This window comes from Butyricicoccus sp. OF10-2 (genome assembly GCF_003481925.1).
GTDB lineage: Bacteria > Bacillota > Clostridia > Oscillospirales > Butyricicoccaceae > Agathobaculum > Agathobaculum butyriciproducens.
In genome coordinates, this window is sequence record NZ_QUMC01000010.1 from 74,709 (window position 1) to 92,426 (window position 17,718).

Below are 17,718 nucleotides of genomic sequence, written 5' to 3' on the forward strand. Positions count from 1 at the left end.
AGCGTTTGAGGCTGTCGAAAAACTCCGTTTTTCGAGCATCCTCTCGATTGAAACTACGCTTTCAATCGAATCTCGACGAAAAGCCGCGCCCTACGGGCACAATTTTTCGTCCCTTGTATAATTCCCGAGGTACACAAGGTGAATTGCCGCATAGCGGCAAGAGAGGGTGGTCTGGACCATGCCCCCGGGAATTATGAATTTGCTGTGTAAATTCTATTTTATGCGTGCTGCCGCACGAAAAGTAAAAACGATAGATTGACTTTATCGACAGACTGAAACGCTCGAGTAATCTCGAGCGTTTTTCATCGTCGCGCCTTAAACCTTAATTATTATTGCAGGGGTGTTTGCAGGGGTGCTGTTTTACAGCACCTGCGACATCAAAATCGCGCAGATCATAATCGGAATATTAAACGCGATAAACGTTGGGATGCAGGTATCGCGGATATGATCGTGCTGACCGTCGGCGTTGAGACCGGAGGTTGGGCCGAGCGTGGTATCGGATGCGGGCGAGCCTGCATCACCGAGGGCAGCGGCGGCCGAAATGAGCAGGATGGTAGCCGGAGTGGAGAACCCAAGCGAGCTGCACATCGGCACGAACAGCACAGCGAGCACGGGCACAGTGCCGAACGAGGTGCCGATGCCCATCGTCACCAACAGGCCGATGAGCGTAATGACAATCGCAGCGACAACCTTGCTGCCGCCTACGGCGGAAATACCGGCGTTTACGAGCGCGTCAATGCCGCCGGTGGCCTTGATGACCGAGGCGTAGCCGCCTGCCACCAGCATAATGATGGCAATCTGACCCATCAGACGGATACCGCCCTCGATCTGCTCGTCAATGTCACTCCATTTGATAGCGCGGAACGCGATGATGATGATCAGGCCGCACAGCGCGGAAAGCGCCAGATCCTGACTGATAACCTGCACGACTGCGACAACAATCGCGGCGGCAAGCATGACATAATGGCGATACTCGAGCTTTTCCGAAATTACCTCGGCAGCGGAGGTGTCTGCTTCAATGTCGTGGTAGTCACGCGGCTTGCGGTACAGGACAAACACGGCGATGAACAAACCGATCAGCATGGCAACGCCAATACTCCAGTTGGCGGCGGTAACGTCCTTGACCGTTACAGAAAGACCGTTTTCACTCAGATTATCCGCGATAACGCGTTGAAAAATCAATCCGAAACCAAACGGAATGGTGATATACGGCGCTTTATGGCCGAACGCCAGCGCACACGCAACGGCACGCCGGTCAAGCCGCATACGGTTCATCATGCGGAGCAGCGGCGGCACGAGAATCGGGATGTATGCGATATGCACCGGAATGAGGTTCTGCGACAGGCAGGCAACGAGCGTCAGCACACCAATGAGCGCCAGTTTGTGTCCGCCGAGCAGGCGCGACAGCTTTTTCGACAGAATGTCGGCCAGACCGGTCGTGGCGATGCAGGTGGCAAACGTGCCGAGCAGGATGTACGCCAGCGCAGTCGTGGCGTTGCTGGCAAAGCCGCCGGTCAGCAGCTGCATAACGGTCTGCGTGCCCTCGGGCGCGTTCAGCAGCGGGATACCGCCGGCCACGCCGCCGATGATGCACGCGATGAGCATGGACAGCAGCACATTCAAACCGGTCAGGCACAGAACACAGAGCACCAGTACGGATATCGTGACCGGGTTTGTGAGCAGGCTGAAAAGAATAGACATGTATCATTCTCCTTAGAAACAAAAACCGCATGCAGCGGGACTTGCACACGGTAAAGTATTGAAGTTTTTCTTATTGTAGCAGAAAAAAGCCAAACCGTCAAGAAATGTTTCTTATCGAAAGAAGTTATTGGAAAAGCAAACGGCACCTGCGGGGAACAGGTGCCGAAAAAGGATACTATATAAATAGATATACCGGAAATCACTGGCGGCGCTTAAAATCCAGATAGCCCTGCAGGATAAGCGTTGCCGCGACTGCATCGACGTTCTGACGGTGCTTTTTCTCTTTTTTGCCGCTGCGGTGCAGGATTTCGTGTGCGGCGACCGTCGTGCGGCGCTCGTCCCACAGCACAACGTGCAGTCCGGTGCGTTCCTCCAGCTCCTTCGCCAGAGTCTCGCACTTCTCGGCACGAGGGCCAACTGTGCCGTCCATGTTCTTCGGGTGGCCGAGGACGATCTCCTCAATCTTGTTTTCCTGAATGAATGCCGCCAGCTTGTCCACCAGCTTGGCGTAATTCCATTCGTGGATCACGCTCGGCGAGCCGGCCAGAAAGCCGGAAGGATCGGAGATCGAAAGGCCGGTGCGGGCGTCTCCGTAATCAATGCCCAAAATACGCATAGTCATACTCCTGTTTCTTGGGCAGTTTTTCAAATCGGTGTTTTCTGCCCGTGTGATTACCCTGAGTATACCATAAAAAACGAAAATAATCAGCACTTTTTCAGAAAAAATGCTTGACCGCAAATCCCTCACATGCTATACTAAAAACACCTATGCAGGTTCTTTTTTTGCGCCTATTTTTCGTGTGTCTGAAAAGTTGACGTCGGAACGCTGACAGAGGGAGGCAATTAGCTTCAAGCCGTGTCACAGGGATACGGAAACGAAGCGAGATATTAAAAGGAGGTGCCGTTATCTATGCGCGTAAAGATCACGCTGGCCTGCACCGAGTGCAAGCAGAGAAACTATGACACAATGAAGAACAAGAAGAATGATCCGGATCGTCTGGAAATGAACAAGTACTGCCGTTTCTGCCGGAAGCACACGCTTCACCGCGAAACGAAGTAAGGGAAAGGAAGTAGCTTAATGGCTGAAGAAACCAAAGCGAAAAAGCCCGGTCTCTTTGCTCGTATCGGCAAGTGGTTCCGCGAATTGAAGAGCGAATGCCGTAAGATCGTCTGGCCCACCCGTGAGCAGACGACGAACAACACGCTGGTCGTTATCGCCTGCGTAGTCATCATCGGTATTTTCATCTGGGTGCTTGACATCGTATTCGGTCTTGGTGTCCAGACGCTGCTTAAACATTTCGCCGCCTAACTTAAAAGGAGGCAACAATGTCAGACGCTGCAAAATGGTACGTTGTTCATACGTACTCCGGCTACGAAAACAAGGTAGCCTCTTCGATCGAAAAAGCGGTCGAAAACCGCAAGCTGCATGACCTGATCCAAGCCGTCAACATCCCGACCGAGAAGGTCGTTGAGGTAAAGGACGGCAAAAGCCGCGAGGTAGAGCGCAAGCTGTACCCGGGCTACGTGCTCGTTAAGATGATCATGACCGATGAAACCTGGTATCTGGTTCGCAATACGCGCGGCTGCACCGGTTTTCTGGGTCAGGACAAGTCCGGCGGCTCCAAGCCGATTCCGCTGACTGAGGAAGAGATCATCGCAATGGGCGTGGAAAAGCGCGAGATCGAGGTAAACTACGCCGCAGGCGACAGTGTTCGCGTTATCGACGGCGCGCTGGCAGGCTTTATCGGCGTTGTATCGTCGGTTGAGCCGGATAAGAACAAGGTAAACGTAACCGTTTCCATGTTCGGCCGCGAAACCCCTGTCGAGCTTGAGCTCGATCAGGTTGAAACTCTCGACGAGTGACAATGAGCGGAAGATAGATTTCCGCATTTACGGCAAGTGGGAGAGTTCCGTGCCAATTAGGAACTCGCCAGCCACCACATTTTTTGAAGGAGGAACCTTTCAACATGGCACAGAAAGTAGTAGGTTATATTAAGCTCCAGATTCCCGCAGGCAAGGCAACCCCGGCTCCCCCGGTAGGTCCGGCTCTCGGCCAGCACGGTGTAAACATCATGTCTTTCACCAAGGAATTCAACGAGCGCACCAAGAACGATGCCGGCATGATCATTCCGGTTATCATTACGGTTTATGCTGACCGTTCGTTCAGCTTCGTTACCAAGACGCCTCCGGCGCCGGTTCTGATCAAGAAGGCTTGCGGCATCGAGTCCGGTTCTGCTGTACCGAACAAGACCAAGGTTGCAAAGCTGTCCAAGGCTGACTGCCAGAAGATCGCAGAGACCAAGATGCCCGACCTGAACGCTGCTTCCCTGGAAGCTGCTATGAGCATGATCGCGGGCACCGCCCGTTCGATGGGTATCACCGTCGAGGAGTAATCTCCGGTTTTTATTTGTTGTACGAAGCTGCGGCTATCTGCCGCATACAGTGGGAGGGTTATTCAAGTTCCCGCTTAACCACTTAAGGAGGATTTATTGTGCATAAAGGTAAAAAGTATGTAGACAGCGCAAAGACGATCGACCGCACCAAGCAGTACGATCCGGCTGAAGCGCTTTCCACCGTTGTTTCCACCGCGAAGGCTAAGTTCGATGAGACCATCGAGCTGCACGTAAAGCTGGGCGTTGACTCCCGTCACGCTGACCAGCAGGTTCGCGGCGCTATCGTTCTGCCCCACGGCACCGGCAAGCAGGTTCGCGTTGCTGTATTCGCTAAGGGCGCAAAGGCTGACGAGGCTCTGGCTGCAGGCGCAGACATCGTTGGTGCAGAGGACCTGATGGAGCGCATCCAGAAGGAGAACTTCTTTGAGTTCGACGTAGTTATCGCTACCCCGGACATGATGGGCGTTGTAGGCCGTCTGGGCCGCGTGCTTGGTCCTAAGGGCCTGATGCCGAACCCGAAGGCTGGTACCGTATCTATGGACGTTACCAAGGCTGTTCAGGAGTCCAAGGCTGGTAAGATCGAGTACCGTCTCGACAAGACCAACATCATCCACTGCCCGATCGGCAAGGCTTCCTTCGGCGCTGAGAAGCTGCAGGACAACTTCGACGCTCTGATGGGTGCTATCATCAAGCTAAGCCGGCTGCTGCAAAGGGTCAGTACGTTCGTTCCTGCGTTGTTGCTTCTACCATGGGCCCCGGCATCAAGGTAAGCACCGCAAAGATGATCGGCTAATTCAATAGCATTTTACTCGGCGGTTTTCCGCTGAGCGTCAGAAAGACAGACCGATGATTTCGATTGTTGGTCTGTCTTTTTGTAAAATAGCGTGGATTTTTACTGCACCAGACAGCGTGTGCCGAAAAATACGAAAACTCTCTTGATTTCAGAAAAATAGTAAGAAAGGCAGGTTAATTATGCCCGGTTTAGTCTTAGAGGGCGGAACCTTCCGCCCGGTATTCTCCTGCGGCGTGATGGACGCGCTGCTCGACAACGGCATCATGTTCGATTACGTCATCGGCGTGTCCGCCGGCATCACCTATGCGGCGTCGTATCTCTCACGGCAGCGTGAGCGCAACATCAACATACTGCGGCAGTATCGTGGCGACAAGCGCTATTTCGGCGCGCGCAACCTGCTGCACGACCACTCCATTTTCGGCACGGATTTCGTATTCGACACCATCCCGAACCAGCTCATGCCGTTTGACTGGGACGAATTTCACAAATATCAGGGAAAATATCTGGTCGGTGTCACCAATGCAAAGACAGGCAAAGCCGAATATCTCGACGGCATGCGCATGGACCGTCCATGCACGATGCTGCGAGCGACCTGCGCCATCCCGATCTACTTTCCGCCGGTGCAGATGGACGGCGAGACCTATTACGACGGCGGTCTGGCCGACCCGATCCCGATTCTGCGCAGCCTGCACGACGGCAACGAGCGCAATCTGATTGTGCTCACGCAGCCGGAAAGCTACCGCAAGACGCTGACGCGTGGCGTGGAGCTGGCCGCAAAGTGGCTGAAGCGCAAATATCCGGCAATGCCCAAGGTGCTGCTTGAGCGTGCCAAGCACTACAACGAGACAGTCTGCTTCTGTCACCGACTTGCGGAGAACAAACCGCAGGACACCGTGCTCCTTCAGCCCGAAAAATCGCTGAACAGCTTTGAAAAAGACGTGAAAAAGCTGGAATGGGGGTACGAAATGGGGTATAATATGACATGTGCCCGGATGGAGCAGATCAAAAATCTGTTCCGCTGACGGGTTTTGGTAAAAGAGAAATATTTTAGGGGGAATGAAAAAACGATGCAAAGCAACAGAATCATTCAGGTAGAGGAAAAGGTGCCGCCGCGCCTGCTCGTGCCGCTGTCCATCCAGCATATGTTTGCGATGTTCGGCGCGTCCGTGCTCGTGCCGTTCATCTTCAAGATGAACCCGGCGATTGTGCTGTTCATGAACGGTATCGGCACGTTGCTGTTCATCCTCATCACCAAGGGCAAGGCGCCCGCGTATCTCGGCTCGTCGTTCGCATTTATCGCACCGGCGACCATCGTTATCAACAACTGGGGTTATCAGTATGCACTCGGCGGCTTTGTTGTCGTGGGTGCGTGCGGCTGTGTGCTCGCATTCATTATCTATAAATGCGGTACGGACTGGATCAACGTCGTTCTGCCGCCCGCAGCCATGGGCCCGGTCGTTGCGCTGATCGGCCTTGAGCTGGCAGGCTCTGCGGCTTCTACCGGCTGCATTGTCGGTGACAGCGTCACCACCGGAACGGTTGTCACCTTCCTTGTAACGCTGGCCGTTGCGGTATTCGGCAGCGTGCTGTTCCGCGGCTTCTTCTCGACTATCCCGATTTTGATCGCCATTATCTGCGGCTACATCGCGGGTGTGCTCACCGGTGTTATCGAGACTCAGACCATCATTGATGCGCTGCACACCAGCTTTATCTCCATCCCGAATTTCCAGACCCCGAAGTTTGACATCAACGCCATCCTGATCATTCTTCCGGTCATTCTGGTTATCGCAAACGAGCATATCGGTCATCAGCTGGTTACCGGCAAGGTCATCGGCCGCGATCTGCTGAAAGATCCCGGTCTGCACCGTTCGCTGTTCGCGGATAACTTCTCGACCATGATCTCCGGCTTTATCGGCTCGGTGCCGACCACCACCTACGGCGAGAACATCGGCGTTATGGCAATCACCAAGGTGTACTCCGTGCGCGTGATCGGCGGCGCGGCTGTGCTGAGTATCATCTGTTCGTTCGTTGGTCCGCTGGCGGCGCTTATCCAGACCATTCCGGGTCCGGTCATCGGCGGTATCTCGTTCCTGCTGTACGGCATGATCGGCACCTCCGGTCTGCGTATTCTGGTTGATAATCATGTGGATTACAGCAAGAACCGCAACATGATCCTGACCTCGGTTATCTTTGTTACCGGCCTGTCCGGCGTGACGCTGGCGCTGGGCGATGTATCGCTCTCCGGTATGACCCTCGCCGCTATCGTTGGCATGATCATGAGCCTTGTGTTCTATGCGTTCGATAAGTTCCATCTGTCGAATGATGCGTAAGTGAATATGGAAAAAGCGTCTGCGTGAGCAGACGCTTTTTTATTATGACAATCATGAAACAGGTGCGGAATCGGACGGATCAGCTTGTGCAATCGCTTCCAGATGGAGCAGGGTTTGATTTAACATATTTAACTGTGCCGGTCCGATCGACGTCAGAGCAAATGGAAGCGATGGAATAGCAGAGAAACGCTTTTGAATCTTGATATCGGTATCACAGCCTGCATATGAAATGCTGAATTTAGTCTCGGTTTCAAAGATATTTCCTAATATGCCGGAGGTCTGAAGGTTTTTCCACAGTTCAGATACCGCGGTATGATTAGAAAAGTCTAATTCTATATATGGATGATTGGGATTCTTGATTTGAATAACGATTGCTAATTTGTCATAGACCGTTTGCCCGGCGGCATGCTGTTCGGCGGTGCCTTGAGAAATGCCGCCTTTCGTTTTCATTTGCGTATAGGCGTGCTTTGAAGTAATAAGCTGTGCCTGGAGAATATCGGAGTAGGGGAGAGAAAAACACTCAAATGCTTCTAACGGGTGGGCATTTGTGCATTGAAGGGCATGTAATTCCGGCAAATCCTTTGTTTTATAATAGAGTAATTGCTGATTGGCACTGTCCAGAATAATACCTTGCGAACCGGAAAAATTGATACGGCATCGATCAATAACAGCATGGGAGGGGCATGTAATTTCTATGCTCCAGTCACATTTGCTGCCCTGTGTCTGCAAATGTTGGTATAAGGCGGTATAAGCTGCTTCTAACCATTTAGGTAAGTCTCGATTAAACAGATGTACAACATCCTGTCGTGCCTCGTCATGAAGCCACTTGTTGGATAGTATGGAACGAAGGGCAGCATAGATTCCCCGGAGTATGAGAGCTATGATCAGACATACTAAGAGCGTTAGTAAGATTACCATGTACAGTCCTCCTATTATCTTCTTTAGTATAGCTGGAAGAAATATGTATGTCAATTAAAAATATCATAATGATATCGTAATATCATCGTGATTAGCATACCCTATAATAAGGTGATAGCATGCTGATTATAGGGGAACGAATTAAAATGCTGCGGGAGAGCCACAACATCTCACAGGCCGCGCTGGCAAAGCGGCTGGGCATCACACGGTCGAGCGTAAATGCGTGGGAATTGGGCCTGAATGTACCGAGTACGCAGTATATTATCGAATTATCCGAGATTTTCAAGGTATCGACGGACTATCTGCTGTGTGTTGCAAAAACGCAGACGTTGGATTTAACAGGTCTGGACGAGGAGGATATCGCCGTTCTGTATGCGCTGGCGACCTATCTGCGTAGAAAGAACCGCGAAATGAAATTATAAAAATAATTTGAAAGGTGTCTGCTCATGCAGATGCTTTTTATTATCCCATTGTTGAAAACCGGAAATCCGTACTATATAATTGTAAATATTCTGACAGATAACGGAGAAAACACAATGCAGAACGAAAAAACATCCGTTTTGGTGCTCGCGCAGTGCGATTGGACCATGCGCGAGACGTTAAATATCCGATTCGGCACGCAGTGCGCGTTCACGTTCGCGGAGAACGGCGAACACCCGACCGCAGAGCAGCTTCGCGCGGCTGCGGTTATTTTCGGCGAGCCGAGTGGAGCCCAGCTGGCGCAGACCGAAAACCTGCGTCTGCTGCAGCTGACCTGGGCGGGCGCGGACAAGTACACGCGCATGGAAAATCTGCCGCGGAGCGTGGTGCTGGCAAATGCATCCGGTGCGTTCGGCACGATCATCGCGGAGTACGCGATTGGCAGTCTGGTGGCGCTGTACCGCTCGTTTGGACGGTACTGGAGCAATAAACAGGCGTATATCTGGCAAAAATACGACCATTCGGAGACGATTTCCGGCAAGACCGCGCTTGTACTCGGCATGGGCGACATCGGCGCGAATGTGGCCCGCCGATTGAAGGTCTTTGGCGCAGCTGTGCTCGGCGTGAAGCGCACAGCGGTTTCGGCTGTACCGGAAGACTTCGAGGAGGCGCATACGCTCGATGCGTTAGACGCTCTGCTCCCGCGGGCGGACATCGTCATCGGCTGTCTGCCGAACACGCGCGAGACTGCAGGTCTGCTGACTGCGGAGCGTCTGCACGCGATGAAAGCAGGCGCGGTGCTGGTCAATGTCGGACGCGGCAGTCTGGCAGGGACGGACGATCTGGTGTCGGCTCTGCAGGACGGCCACCTTGGCGGTGCCGCACTCGATGTGTTCGAGACCGAACCGCTTCCAGCGGACTGTCCGCTGTGGGACATGGAGAACGTGCTGCTCACGCCGCATATCGCAGGCCCGAGCTTCGGCGGCAGCGCGGACGTGCAGAACACGATCTGGCATATCTGCATGGACAATCTGGACCGGTATTTGACCGGAAACCCGCTGAAAAATGTCGTAAACCGGTCGGAGGGATACTGATACGCGTTTCCCGCAGGTATAGCAACAAAGAGAAAACGAGCCGAAAGCCATGCTGTCGGCTCGTTTTTTGGTGCTCAGCAGTTTTTGAAAAACCAGATGATAAAGTTGATAACCTCTATGCCGAGGAAAATCAGGGCAACCACGCAGATGACCGCCGCTGCCGTCATAAACTGGATGGACGGTTCACCCAGGCTTTCAATAATCACGCAGGTCAGCGCAATAAACCAGCTGATCATGCACGCCGTATGCAGCGGATGCTGCAGGATCCACTTGCTGATCTGACCGGATTCGTCGGATTTCGGTGCAGGCTCGGTTGTTTTCTTCTCTGCGGAGACAGGCCGGCGGCCGCCGGACGCATTCGGTGCATTGCGCGCCGCTTCCTGCATGCCCTGCCGGTAGTGCACATAGCCGTCAAGTCCCTTGCCGTAGAAGCCGTAATCGTCTTTTTTCATATGCCATGCCTCCTTTTCATGCTTTGAGTATCGCATATCGGGTGTCCGATAAAACGGACTCAGAAGCGGTTGAACACAAATGTTCCAAATTACTGCGTTTACCATAGCATAACCGGGCGCAAAATACAAGCGGCGGTGGTAAAAATGTATAAATGCGGGCAATTCTAATTGTGCAAAAGCAATGAAAAAGTTATAATTATGCCAAAACGACACAAAATCGACAAAGTTTTATGATAAACGGCATTGCAAAAAATGTAAAACGGTGGTATGATGTAGGCAATAAAGCGGCACAAGGGTACCCTTGTGTCTGAGGTGCTCGCCCTCAGACACAAAACCTTCCTAAGTACAAATTTTGCGAAGGAAAGGCGAAACGGCACCGCTTTTGCCGGAAAAAATAATTTTGAGGAGGATAAACATGAAAAGAAGATTGTTATCGGCTTTTCTCGCTGTGATGATGGTGCTGACCATGGCACCGGTGGCATTTGCGGCGGATACGGAAACCACAACTGAATATGTTGCTCAAGTTGATGGTACTAATTATGAAACGCTAGCGGATGCTATTGAAGCAGCAAATAATAAGACTTTGACACTGCTGAAAGATGTAAACGGTCAGATTGTCATTCCAGAGGGCAAAACAGTTACACTGGATTTGAACGGTAATACTGTTACAGCACCGAGTGGCAGATATGACGCTGTTATTAACCAGGGCACATTGACTGTGACTGACTCGCAAAAGACCGGTGAAATTATTTCCAATGGAAATGGCGGTATTGGCATTAGTGCTGGCTCTGATACCACCATTGAATACGCGAAGGTTACGGGACGAGAAGGTGCCATTGGTGGCGATAAGAGTACCGTTGGTGCAAAGCTTACGATTAACGATGGCGTATTTACAGGCGTTGATAATGCTGTTGTAATTTTCAATGGTTCCAAGCGAGATGGTGATGCTAACAAAATCACCATTAACGGTGGTATCTTTAATGGTAAGATTCAGAGTCCGGGCTATATTGCTTGCGGTATTTATGCACCGTGGAAAGACGATATTACCGTTAATAACGGCACCTTTAATATTGAAAATGGTGCAGGTATTGTTGCTCGTGGCGGTATGGTAACTGTTAAGGGTGGCGAGTTTAACACTACTGGAAATATTACTGGCATGGTTGGTGATTACAAGGGAACAGTTCCGTGCTCTGCGTTGGTATTTGACAGCACTGCTGGCTATCCAGGGATGAACGACGATTCTCAGATTGTAGTTGAAGACGGCAAATTTAAGTCTGATGTTGCTGCGGTTACTGTTATAAAGCAGACATCAGACGCAGGCAATCGAGTTAAAGTTACCGGCGGTACATTCTCCTCTGATGTTTCTGCATATGTTGCAGAGGGTTACGTTCAGAATAACGGCACTGTTGAGCAACTGGGTGAAACCAATGCGGTAGCTGAGGTTGGCGGTACCTATTATAAGACGCTGGCTGAGGCTGTTTCGGCGGCTGACAATAATACTGTAACTCTGCTGAAAAACACAGTTGAAGATGTTGTTATTCCGGCTGACAAGACCATTACTCTCGACCTGAATGGCAAGAAGATTGTAAACAGCACAACTGCACAGGATAGCAAGGTTGCGAATGATGCTCGTAAGCATACCATTACCAATAATGGTACACTGACAATTATGGATAGTGTTGGCGGTGGTGTCGTAGATAATGTAAGCCACCAGCGCGCAGCACTCTATAATAATGGTACTATTACCGAAATCAAAGGTGGTAAGTTTACGCGAAGCGTAGATAATAGCACAGACAGCGAAAGCGCTAATGGTAATAGCTGGTATGTAGTCTACAATGCTGAGGGTGCGACCATTTCTAAGATTTCTAATGGCGAATTCTTGGCTCTGGGTCATTTTTCGTCCCTGTTCAGCAACTGTGGTACGATTGATGAAATTTCGGGTGGTACGTTTACTCAGGACCATTTTATTGCTTTTAAGAACGAGGGTACTGTAAACAAGATTAGCGGTGGTGTATTCTCTTCCACAGATGAATCTTGCATCCAGAACTGGGGTACTATTGGCGAAATTTGCGGTGGCACTATCACAGCAGGTAGTCTGGGTATTTGGAATTTTAGTTCTGATGAATATAAGTCTAATGGCACAGTTGAAAAAATCTCTGATGGTGTAATTTCTGGTACAAAGGCAGCAATTCGCCTGTCTAACTATGATGTCGAATACCTTAACAAAAGTGCAGATAGCCTGAAAAACTGGGCTTCTACTACTATTGTGGGTGGTAAAATCAATGGTGCACTTAAAGTAGGTAATGGTACTAGCGTGTCGATTTCCGGCGGTTACTTCACCGTTGACCCGTCCGCTTACTGCGTAACCGGCAAGACCGGCGTTTCCAGCGGTGACAGCACTTACCCGTGGACTGTTGGCGAGAAGATTGCGGACACCAAGCCCGCAGAAGTTGCAGATGCAACGGTTGCCGCAACGGTTGACAAGAATGCTTCTGAGGCCGCTAAGGATGCCGCTAAGGACATCGGCGGCGCAACGATGGCTCAGAATGAAGCAATCAAGGCTGCTACCAAGAACGAAGCAAACAAGAACACGATTGAAGCTACTACCAAGGTAGATGGCGACAAGACTGTTGCTAAAAAGCTGAGTGATGCAATCGGTAGTACTGTTGCTGATGACAATGTCAAGATTGTTTATCAGACCTACATTGATGTTGAAGTAAAGGATGCGACGAAAGAAAACAGCAACTTTACGGAGCTGACTGTTGAACTGACCCCGATGTATCGCGTTATCGCAGCACCGAGCACCGAGACCAACTACAACGTTGATGTTGACAAGGACACGTCCAAGGCTGTCAATGCAGTTCAGATCGTAGGCGAAAAGCCGCTGACTCTGACTGGCAAGTATGAAGTTACTTTGCATTTGCCGAACGACTTTGTTGTACCGTCTGACAACAAGCTGAGCATTAAGCACCAGAAGTCCTCCGGTGTTGAGTATTATACCGGTACGGTAACTGCTACGAACAGCGCCACCAAGATGGTAACGTTTGAAACCAACGGTTTCAGCCCATTCACGATTTCTGCGGTTGCTGCTTACGTTGGCACCACCGCTTACCCGTCCTTGCAGGAGGCTGCAAATGCAGCTAACAGCGGTGATACTATCGTTGTAAAGAATGGTGCTTCTCACGACCTGACTTTCACCGCTACCAAGTCTGTTAAGGTCAAGAATGAAACCGGTGCTGATGTTACTGTTAAGTTCAACGGCACGGATAAGAAGTTTGGCGATGGCGAAACCGAAACGTTCACCTACACCAAGCCGTCCTCCGGCGGTTCCTCCGGCGGCAGCTCCTCCGGCAAGACGACCTACAAGGTAACCACCTCGGCGGTCAACAACGGCGGCGTAAACGCTTCTCCGTCCAACGCGGAAAAGGGCGCGACCATCACCATTACCCTGTCCCCGGACAAGGGCTACAAGCTGGACAAGCTGACCGTTACCGACGGCTCCGGCAAGACGGTCTCCACCGTTAAGAAGAGCGACACGGTTTACACCTTCACCATGCCTGCTTCCGCAGTGAAGGTTGGCGTAAGCTATGTTAAGGCCACCGAAACCCCGTCCAAGACCAAGTTTAACGACGTTTCCGCGAACGACTGGTTCGCTTCCGCGGTTGATTATGTAACCGGCAAGGGCATGATGAACGGCACCGCCGACAACACCTTCTCCCCGAAGGCGAACACCACCCGCGGCATGGTCGTTACCGTGCTGTACCGCCTGGAGAACCAGCCGAGCACCTCGGCGGCTTCCTTCACGGATGTGGCTTCCGGCGCGTACTACGCAAATGCGGTTGCCTGGGCGAATGCTAACGGCATCGTTTCCGGCTACGGCAGCGGCAAGTTCGGCCCGAATGACAAGGTTACCCGCGAGCAGCTTGCGGCTATCCTGTACCGCTACGCGCAGTACAAGAAGTACGACGTTTCCGGCGCGAAGAGCCTCGACGGCTACACGGACGCGCAGAGCGTAAGCAGCTATGCTGTTCCGGCGCTCCAGTGGGCGAATGCGGTTGGCGTTGTTACCGGCAAGTCCGGCAATAAGCTGGACCCGAAGGGCAATGCTACCCGCGCTGAGGTAGCGGCAATGCTCATGCGTTTCTGTGAGAACGTAAAGTAAGCAAAACCTTCCTAAACCGCACAGCTTCGGCTGTGCGGTTTCCTTTTGCTTGCCAAAGACGCTTTTCTACGGTAAAATGGAAAACAGAGGAGAAGGGGAAAGAGAAAGAAGGAAATCCTATGCCAATCGGAGTAATTGTCAACTGTATCTCGGTGCTGGCCGGCGGCGTGATCGGTTCCGCACTGGGACACGTCCTGCCGAAGAGCCTGAAAGAGCACCTGCCGACGCTGTTCGGCATGTGTTCGATCGCTATCGGTATCAATTCCATTATCAAAGCGGTCAGCATGACAGCGGTCGTGCTGGCGATTCTGGTGGGGTTTACCATCGGGCACCTGCTGCACCTTGAGGATTGGGCAAGCCGGTTTTTTCATCGGCTGGTCAAAACCATGCACCTCGGCGGGGATAATATTGATATGGAGTTTTACATCACGGCGGTCGCGCTGTTCTGCTGCTCTGGTTTTGGCTGGTACAGCACGCTGACCGAGGGCATCGCGGGCGATCCGAATCTGCTGTTTGCAAAGTCCGTGCTGGACTTGTTCACTGCGATGATCTTCGCGTCCACGCTCGGCAAGGCCATCTGCGCTATCCCGCTGCCGCAGTGCGTGATTCTCCTGTGCGTGTTTATCGCAGGGCGACTGCTGTCCGGTGTGCTCACACCGGAAATGTTCGCGGATTTGTCCGCGTGCGGCGGCGTGCTGACTATGTCGGCCGGTTTTCGTGTCTCCAAGATCAAATCCGTGCTGCTGGTCGATCTCATGCCCGCGCTGATACTCGTCATGCCGTTCAGCGCACTCTGGACCATGCTGATGGGATAAATTTGAAGCAGACTCTTTTACGGGTCTGCTTTTCTTTTACTTGACAATAGTCTAAATCATACTATAATGAAGTGGTACGATTTAGGACTATTGAGGTGCATTATGGATTTTCGCAGACAAATGAACGACTTGTGCGCATGTATTTTTCGACAGGATGAGCTGTACGACATCTGGGCGAAGCACAGCGGCATGAAACCCAGTACAGTAACGGTGCTGTATATGTTAGATCAGTTTTCAGAGATGACACAAGGAGGAATCGCGCAGATGTGTCTGCTGCCCAAGCAGACAATTCATACGGTGGTGCAGGAGCTGGAGCAGGCCGGTTATCTGGAAAAGGTGAGCGTATCCGGCCGCAAGGAAAAGCCGCTGCGCTTGACCGAATCCGGCAAACGCTACACAGCGGATAAGCTGGGCGGTCTGTATCGCGCAGAGGAACGCGCCGCCGCTGCCATGGGCGCTGAGCAGTTCGCCATGATGGTGGAAATGACCCGAAAATTTACCGATTCTTTTGAAAAGGAGATTCGCAATGGAGCAGAATAACGCGCTTGCGCGCAAATTCAACGCCGCATCGCTGCTCCGATTCGCACTGCCGAACATTGCAATGATGCTGCTGCTGTCGATGTACACCATCGTGGACGGCATGTTTATTTCGCGGTTTGCCGGCACAACCGCGCTTTCCGCAATCAATATGTCGTATCCGCTCAACTGCCTGCAGATGGCTACCGGCATTATGCTCGGCACGGGCGGCAGCGCTATTATCGCCCGACGGCAGGGAGAGGGACGCACAGACGAGGCGCGCCGCAACTTCACCATGCTGATTGCAGTTGCGCTGGGTATCGGTCTGATTTTCGCCGTGTTTGGCAATCTGTTTCTGAACCCCATCCTGCGTCTGCTTGGCACGAGTGAGCTGCAGTGGGCAGACTGCCGTATTTACACACGCATTCAGCTGGTGTTTGCACCCATGCTGTTTCTGCAGACTGCCTTCCAGACATTGTTCGTCACCGCAGGCAAGCCGGGCTTGGGTCTTCTGACCTCGGTGGGCGGCGGCATTACAAACGTGGTGCTTGACTGGCTGTTCATGGGCCCGATGAACATGGGCGTTGCCGGTGCGGCGATTGCCACCTGCCTCGGCTATTGCGTGCCGTCCATCGTTGGTTTGGTGTATTTCACCAAAAACCGCACCGGGAGCTTGTACTTTGTGCCCTTCAAATTCGACGGACAGACTCTGCTTGCCGCGTGCGGCAATGGCTCGTCCGAGATGGTCAGCAACATTGCGAACGCCATCACCACATTCGTGTTCAATACGCTGTTCATGCGCTACCGCGGCGAGGACGGCGTAGCCGCCATCACGATTGCAATGTACTTCCAGTTTGTGTTTACGGCGGTGTATTTCGGCTTTTCGATGGGCGTTGCACCGGTTATCAGCTATAAATTCGGCGAGAAAAATATCCCGCAGCTGAGGCATATCTTCCGCATCTGCATAACGTTCGTGCTGGCGTGCTCGCTCGGCACATATTTGCTCTCGTGGCTGACGCTCGAGCCGGCGCTGACCCTGTTTACGCCGCGCGGCAGCAGTGTGTATGAGATTGCCATGCACGGCTTTCCGATTTATGCGGTCAGCTTCCTGCTCATGGGCACGAGTATTTTCGCGTCCTCGCTGTTTACCGCGCTCTCGGATGGTCTCGTGTCTGCAATCATCTCGTTTTCGCGCACGCTTGTGTTCCTCGTGGCGATGCTGCTGCTCCTGCCGCTGATTTTGCAGGAAACCGGCATCTGGCTGGCTGTTCCGATAGCAGAGGCGCTCGGCGTGATGGTTTCGGTGTTTTTTCTCGTCAAGGGACAGAAAAAGTATCAGTATTAAGGGAAAGAGTGCTGTTGAGGGAACAGCACTCTTTTGTTATATATAGATGAGATATAACGAATTGTATATAGGATGAAGGTGGAGAGTAAAGGAAAAGCGAAAGGGCCTGCCGCCTGTAGTTCACAGGCAGCAAGCCCTTTCGGTCGCTTGAACAATTTTTGTCTGACTTTTAGAGGTCACTTTAAAAACTGTCTTGCTGTTGTATTTGAGGGAATGAAAAGCATTTGGAGCTGCTTTTCTAATTTGAAATATGGAAAGAGAAGAAAGAAATGCTAAGAAGAGTTACTCGCCGACCTTGACGAACACGCCGCCAGCCTGACAGGACTCGGTAGCAGCCTTAGCCATGAGAACCGGACGCAGGCCATCGATAGCGCCGACAGCAGTCTGGGTATCGTTGTTGATTGCATCAACGAAGGAGATAACCTGGTTGATGAATGCCTGGTTGTAACGCTCGAGGAAGAACCACAGCGGCTTCTCGGAGTGAGCGCCGTCCTTGGTCAGTACGGTGGTGGTGTTCAGCAGGTCGTTGGCATCGGAAGCCATGCCCTTAGAGCCGAATGCCTCAACGCGCTGGTCGTAGCCGTAAACTGCCTGACGGGAGTTGTTGATAACAGCGATGCAGCCGTTAGCCATCTTCATGGTAACAACAGCGGTGTCAACGTCCGGAATGCCGGACTCTTCCTGCAGGTTCGGGTTAACGAGGCAGGAACCAACAGCGGAGATCTCAACAGCCTCGGAACCGGTTACGTAGCGAACCATATCGAAGTCGTGGATCATCA

The 17,718-nt window shown here is 52.1% G+C and carries 17 protein-coding genes and 1 pseudogene; 13 read left to right on the forward strand and 5 right to left on the reverse strand.

Annotated features, from left to right (window positions below; all coding sequences use genetic code 11):
* Positions 1 to 360: 360 nt before the first annotated feature.
* Both DXB00_RS07235 and ruvX read right to left on the reverse strand, forming a co-directional pair.
* The gene (locus DXB00_RS07235; RefSeq protein ID WP_118481006.1) at positions 361 to 1,701 is read right to left on the reverse strand and encodes a Na+/H+ antiporter family protein; all 1,341 of its coding nucleotides are present in this window, start codon (positions 1,699 to 1,701) and stop codon (positions 361 to 363) included.
* Between the two features lie 199 nt (positions 1,702 to 1,900).
* Complete coding sequence (gene ruvX, locus DXB00_RS07240; protein WP_117491465.1) at positions 1,901 to 2,317, reverse strand: Holliday junction resolvase RuvX; 417 nt, start codon at positions 2,315 to 2,317, stop codon at positions 1,901 to 1,903.
* A 294-nt stretch (positions 2,318 to 2,611) separates the two neighbouring features.
* Here ruvX and rpmG point away from each other — a divergent pair, with 294 nt between their 5' ends.
* The 7 genes and pseudogenes from rpmG (at position 2,612) to uraA (ending at position 7,217) form a co-directional block, all read left to right on the forward strand.
* A complete protein-coding gene (rpmG, locus tag DXB00_RS07245) occupies positions 2,612 to 2,761 on the forward strand; it encodes a 50S ribosomal protein L33 (protein ID WP_110435831.1) in 150 nt (49 codons plus the stop codon).
* Between the two features lie 18 nt (positions 2,762 to 2,779).
* On the forward strand, positions 2,780 to 3,010 hold the full coding sequence (gene secE, locus DXB00_RS07250) for a preprotein translocase subunit SecE (protein ID WP_110435832.1): 231 nt from the start codon (positions 2,780 to 2,782) through the stop codon (positions 3,008 to 3,010).
* A 17-nt stretch (positions 3,011 to 3,027) separates the two neighbouring features.
* Entirely contained in the window at positions 3,028 to 3,564 is a 537-nt protein-coding gene (gene nusG, locus DXB00_RS07255; protein WP_110435833.1) for a transcription termination/antitermination protein NusG, read from the forward strand.
* Between the two features lie 104 nt (positions 3,565 to 3,668).
* The gene (rplK, locus tag DXB00_RS07260; protein ID WP_118481005.1) at positions 3,669 to 4,094 is read left to right on the forward strand and encodes a 50S ribosomal protein L11; all 426 of its coding nucleotides are present in this window, start codon (positions 3,669 to 3,671) and stop codon (positions 4,092 to 4,094) included.
* A gap of 98 nt (positions 4,095 to 4,192) precedes the next feature.
* Positions 4,193 to 4,887: pseudogene (gene rplA / locus DXB00_RS07265) on the forward strand (50S ribosomal protein L1).
* A gap of 179 nt (positions 4,888 to 5,066) precedes the next feature.
* Positions 5,067 to 5,909 carry a patatin-like phospholipase family protein gene (locus DXB00_RS07270; RefSeq protein WP_118729943.1) on the forward strand — a complete coding sequence of 281 codons (843 nt, stop codon included), beginning with the start codon at positions 5,067 to 5,069 and terminating at the stop codon, positions 5,907 to 5,909.
* A gap of 45 nt (positions 5,910 to 5,954) precedes the next feature.
* A complete protein-coding gene (gene uraA / locus DXB00_RS07275; RefSeq protein WP_118729942.1) occupies positions 5,955 to 7,217 on the forward strand; it encodes a uracil permease in 1,263 nt (420 codons plus the stop codon).
* A gap of 51 nt (positions 7,218 to 7,268) precedes the next feature.
* Here the strand turns inward: uraA and DXB00_RS07280 are convergent, their stop codons facing one another.
* The gene (locus DXB00_RS07280; RefSeq protein ID WP_118729941.1) at positions 7,269 to 8,135 is read right to left on the reverse strand and encodes a hypothetical protein; all 867 of its coding nucleotides are present in this window, start codon (positions 8,133 to 8,135) and stop codon (positions 7,269 to 7,271) included.
* Between the two features lie 119 nt (positions 8,136 to 8,254).
* On the opposite strand from DXB00_RS07280, the gene DXB00_RS07285 reads away from it, so the two are divergent.
* Together DXB00_RS07285 and DXB00_RS07290 are read left to right on the forward strand one after the other, a co-directional pair.
* Positions 8,255 to 8,557 carry a helix-turn-helix domain-containing protein gene (locus DXB00_RS07285; RefSeq protein ID WP_330423312.1) on the forward strand — a complete coding sequence of 101 codons (303 nt, stop codon included), beginning with the start codon at positions 8,255 to 8,257 and terminating at the stop codon, positions 8,555 to 8,557.
* 114 nt (positions 8,558 to 8,671) lie between these two features.
* Positions 8,672 to 9,649, forward strand: coding sequence for a D-2-hydroxyacid dehydrogenase (locus tag DXB00_RS07290; RefSeq protein WP_158578353.1), 978 nt, complete (start codon positions 8,672 to 8,674; stop codon positions 9,647 to 9,649).
* 74 nt (positions 9,650 to 9,723) lie between these two features.
* On the opposite strand, the gene DXB00_RS07295 is transcribed toward DXB00_RS07290, so the two are convergent.
* The gene (locus DXB00_RS07295; protein ID WP_116705449.1) at positions 9,724 to 10,101 is read right to left on the reverse strand and encodes a hypothetical protein; all 378 of its coding nucleotides are present in this window, start codon (positions 10,099 to 10,101) and stop codon (positions 9,724 to 9,726) included.
* 415 nt (positions 10,102 to 10,516) lie between these two features.
* Here DXB00_RS07295 and DXB00_RS17155 point away from each other — a divergent pair, with 415 nt between their 5' ends.
* From DXB00_RS17155 to DXB00_RS07315, 4 genes are all read left to right on the forward strand, one after another.
* Positions 10,517 to 14,263: an S-layer homology domain-containing protein gene (locus tag DXB00_RS17155; RefSeq protein ID WP_243022719.1), complete on the forward strand. Its 3,747-nt coding sequence runs from the start codon at positions 10,517 to 10,519 to the stop codon at positions 14,261 to 14,263.
* A gap of 119 nt (positions 14,264 to 14,382) precedes the next feature.
* Positions 14,383 to 15,078 carry a DUF554 domain-containing protein gene (locus DXB00_RS07305; RefSeq protein WP_118729939.1) on the forward strand — a complete coding sequence of 232 codons (696 nt, stop codon included), beginning with the start codon at positions 14,383 to 14,385 and terminating at the stop codon, positions 15,076 to 15,078.
* Between the two features lie 102 nt (positions 15,079 to 15,180).
* Entirely contained in the window at positions 15,181 to 15,618 is a 438-nt protein-coding gene (locus tag DXB00_RS07310) for a MarR family transcriptional regulator (RefSeq protein ID WP_118761798.1), read from the forward strand.
* Entirely contained in the window at positions 15,605 to 16,939 is a 1,335-nt protein-coding gene (locus DXB00_RS07315; RefSeq protein ID WP_118729937.1) for an MATE family efflux transporter, read from the forward strand. Before DXB00_RS07310 ends, DXB00_RS07315 begins: the two co-directional genes overlap by 14 nt.
* Positions 16,940 to 17,221: 282 nt before the next feature.
* On the opposite strand, the gene DXB00_RS07320 is transcribed toward DXB00_RS07315, so the two are convergent.
* The coding region (locus tag DXB00_RS07320; RefSeq protein ID WP_243107179.1) for a Gfo/Idh/MocA family protein at positions 17,222 to 17,718 on the reverse strand (497 nt) is incomplete at its 5' end.

Bases quoted from the DNA above. Each gene is read 5' to 3' on its own strand.
- DXB00_RS07235 (WP_118481006.1), bottom strand. From the start codon at position 1,701: ATGTCTATTCTTTTCAGCCTGCTCACAAACCCGGTCACGATATCCGTA.
- ruvX (WP_117491465.1), bottom strand. From the start codon at position 2,317: ATGCGTATTTTGGGCATTGATTACGGAGACGCCCGCACCGGCCTTTCG.
- rpmG (WP_110435831.1), top strand. From the start codon at position 2,612: ATGCGCGTAAAGATCACGCTGGCCTGCACCGAGTGCAAGCAGAGAAAC.
- secE (WP_110435832.1), top strand. From the start codon at position 2,780: ATGGCTGAAGAAACCAAAGCGAAAAAGCCCGGTCTCTTTGCTCGTATC.
- nusG (WP_110435833.1), top strand. From the start codon at position 3,028: ATGTCAGACGCTGCAAAATGGTACGTTGTTCATACGTACTCCGGCTAC.
- rplK (WP_118481005.1), top strand. From the start codon at position 3,669: ATGGCACAGAAAGTAGTAGGTTATATTAAGCTCCAGATTCCCGCAGGC.
- DXB00_RS07270 (WP_118729943.1), top strand. From the start codon at position 5,067: ATGCCCGGTTTAGTCTTAGAGGGCGGAACCTTCCGCCCGGTATTCTCC.
- uraA (WP_118729942.1), top strand. From the start codon at position 5,955: ATGCAAAGCAACAGAATCATTCAGGTAGAGGAAAAGGTGCCGCCGCGC.
- DXB00_RS07280 (WP_118729941.1), bottom strand. From the start codon at position 8,135: ATGGTAATCTTACTAACGCTCTTAGTATGTCTGATCATAGCTCTCATA.
- DXB00_RS07285 (WP_330423312.1), top strand. From the start codon at position 8,255: ATGCTGATTATAGGGGAACGAATTAAAATGCTGCGGGAGAGCCACAAC.
- DXB00_RS07290 (WP_158578353.1), top strand. From the start codon at position 8,672: ATGCAGAACGAAAAAACATCCGTTTTGGTGCTCGCGCAGTGCGATTGG.
- DXB00_RS07295 (WP_116705449.1), bottom strand. From the start codon at position 10,101: ATGAAAAAAGACGATTACGGCTTCTACGGCAAGGGACTTGACGGCTAT.
- DXB00_RS17155 (WP_243022719.1), top strand. From the start codon at position 10,517: ATGAAAAGAAGATTGTTATCGGCTTTTCTCGCTGTGATGATGGTGCTG.
- DXB00_RS07305 (WP_118729939.1), top strand. From the start codon at position 14,383: ATGCCAATCGGAGTAATTGTCAACTGTATCTCGGTGCTGGCCGGCGGC.
- DXB00_RS07310 (WP_118761798.1), top strand. From the start codon at position 15,181: ATGGATTTTCGCAGACAAATGAACGACTTGTGCGCATGTATTTTTCGA.
- DXB00_RS07315 (WP_118729937.1), top strand. From the start codon at position 15,605: ATGGAGCAGAATAACGCGCTTGCGCGCAAATTCAACGCCGCATCGCTG.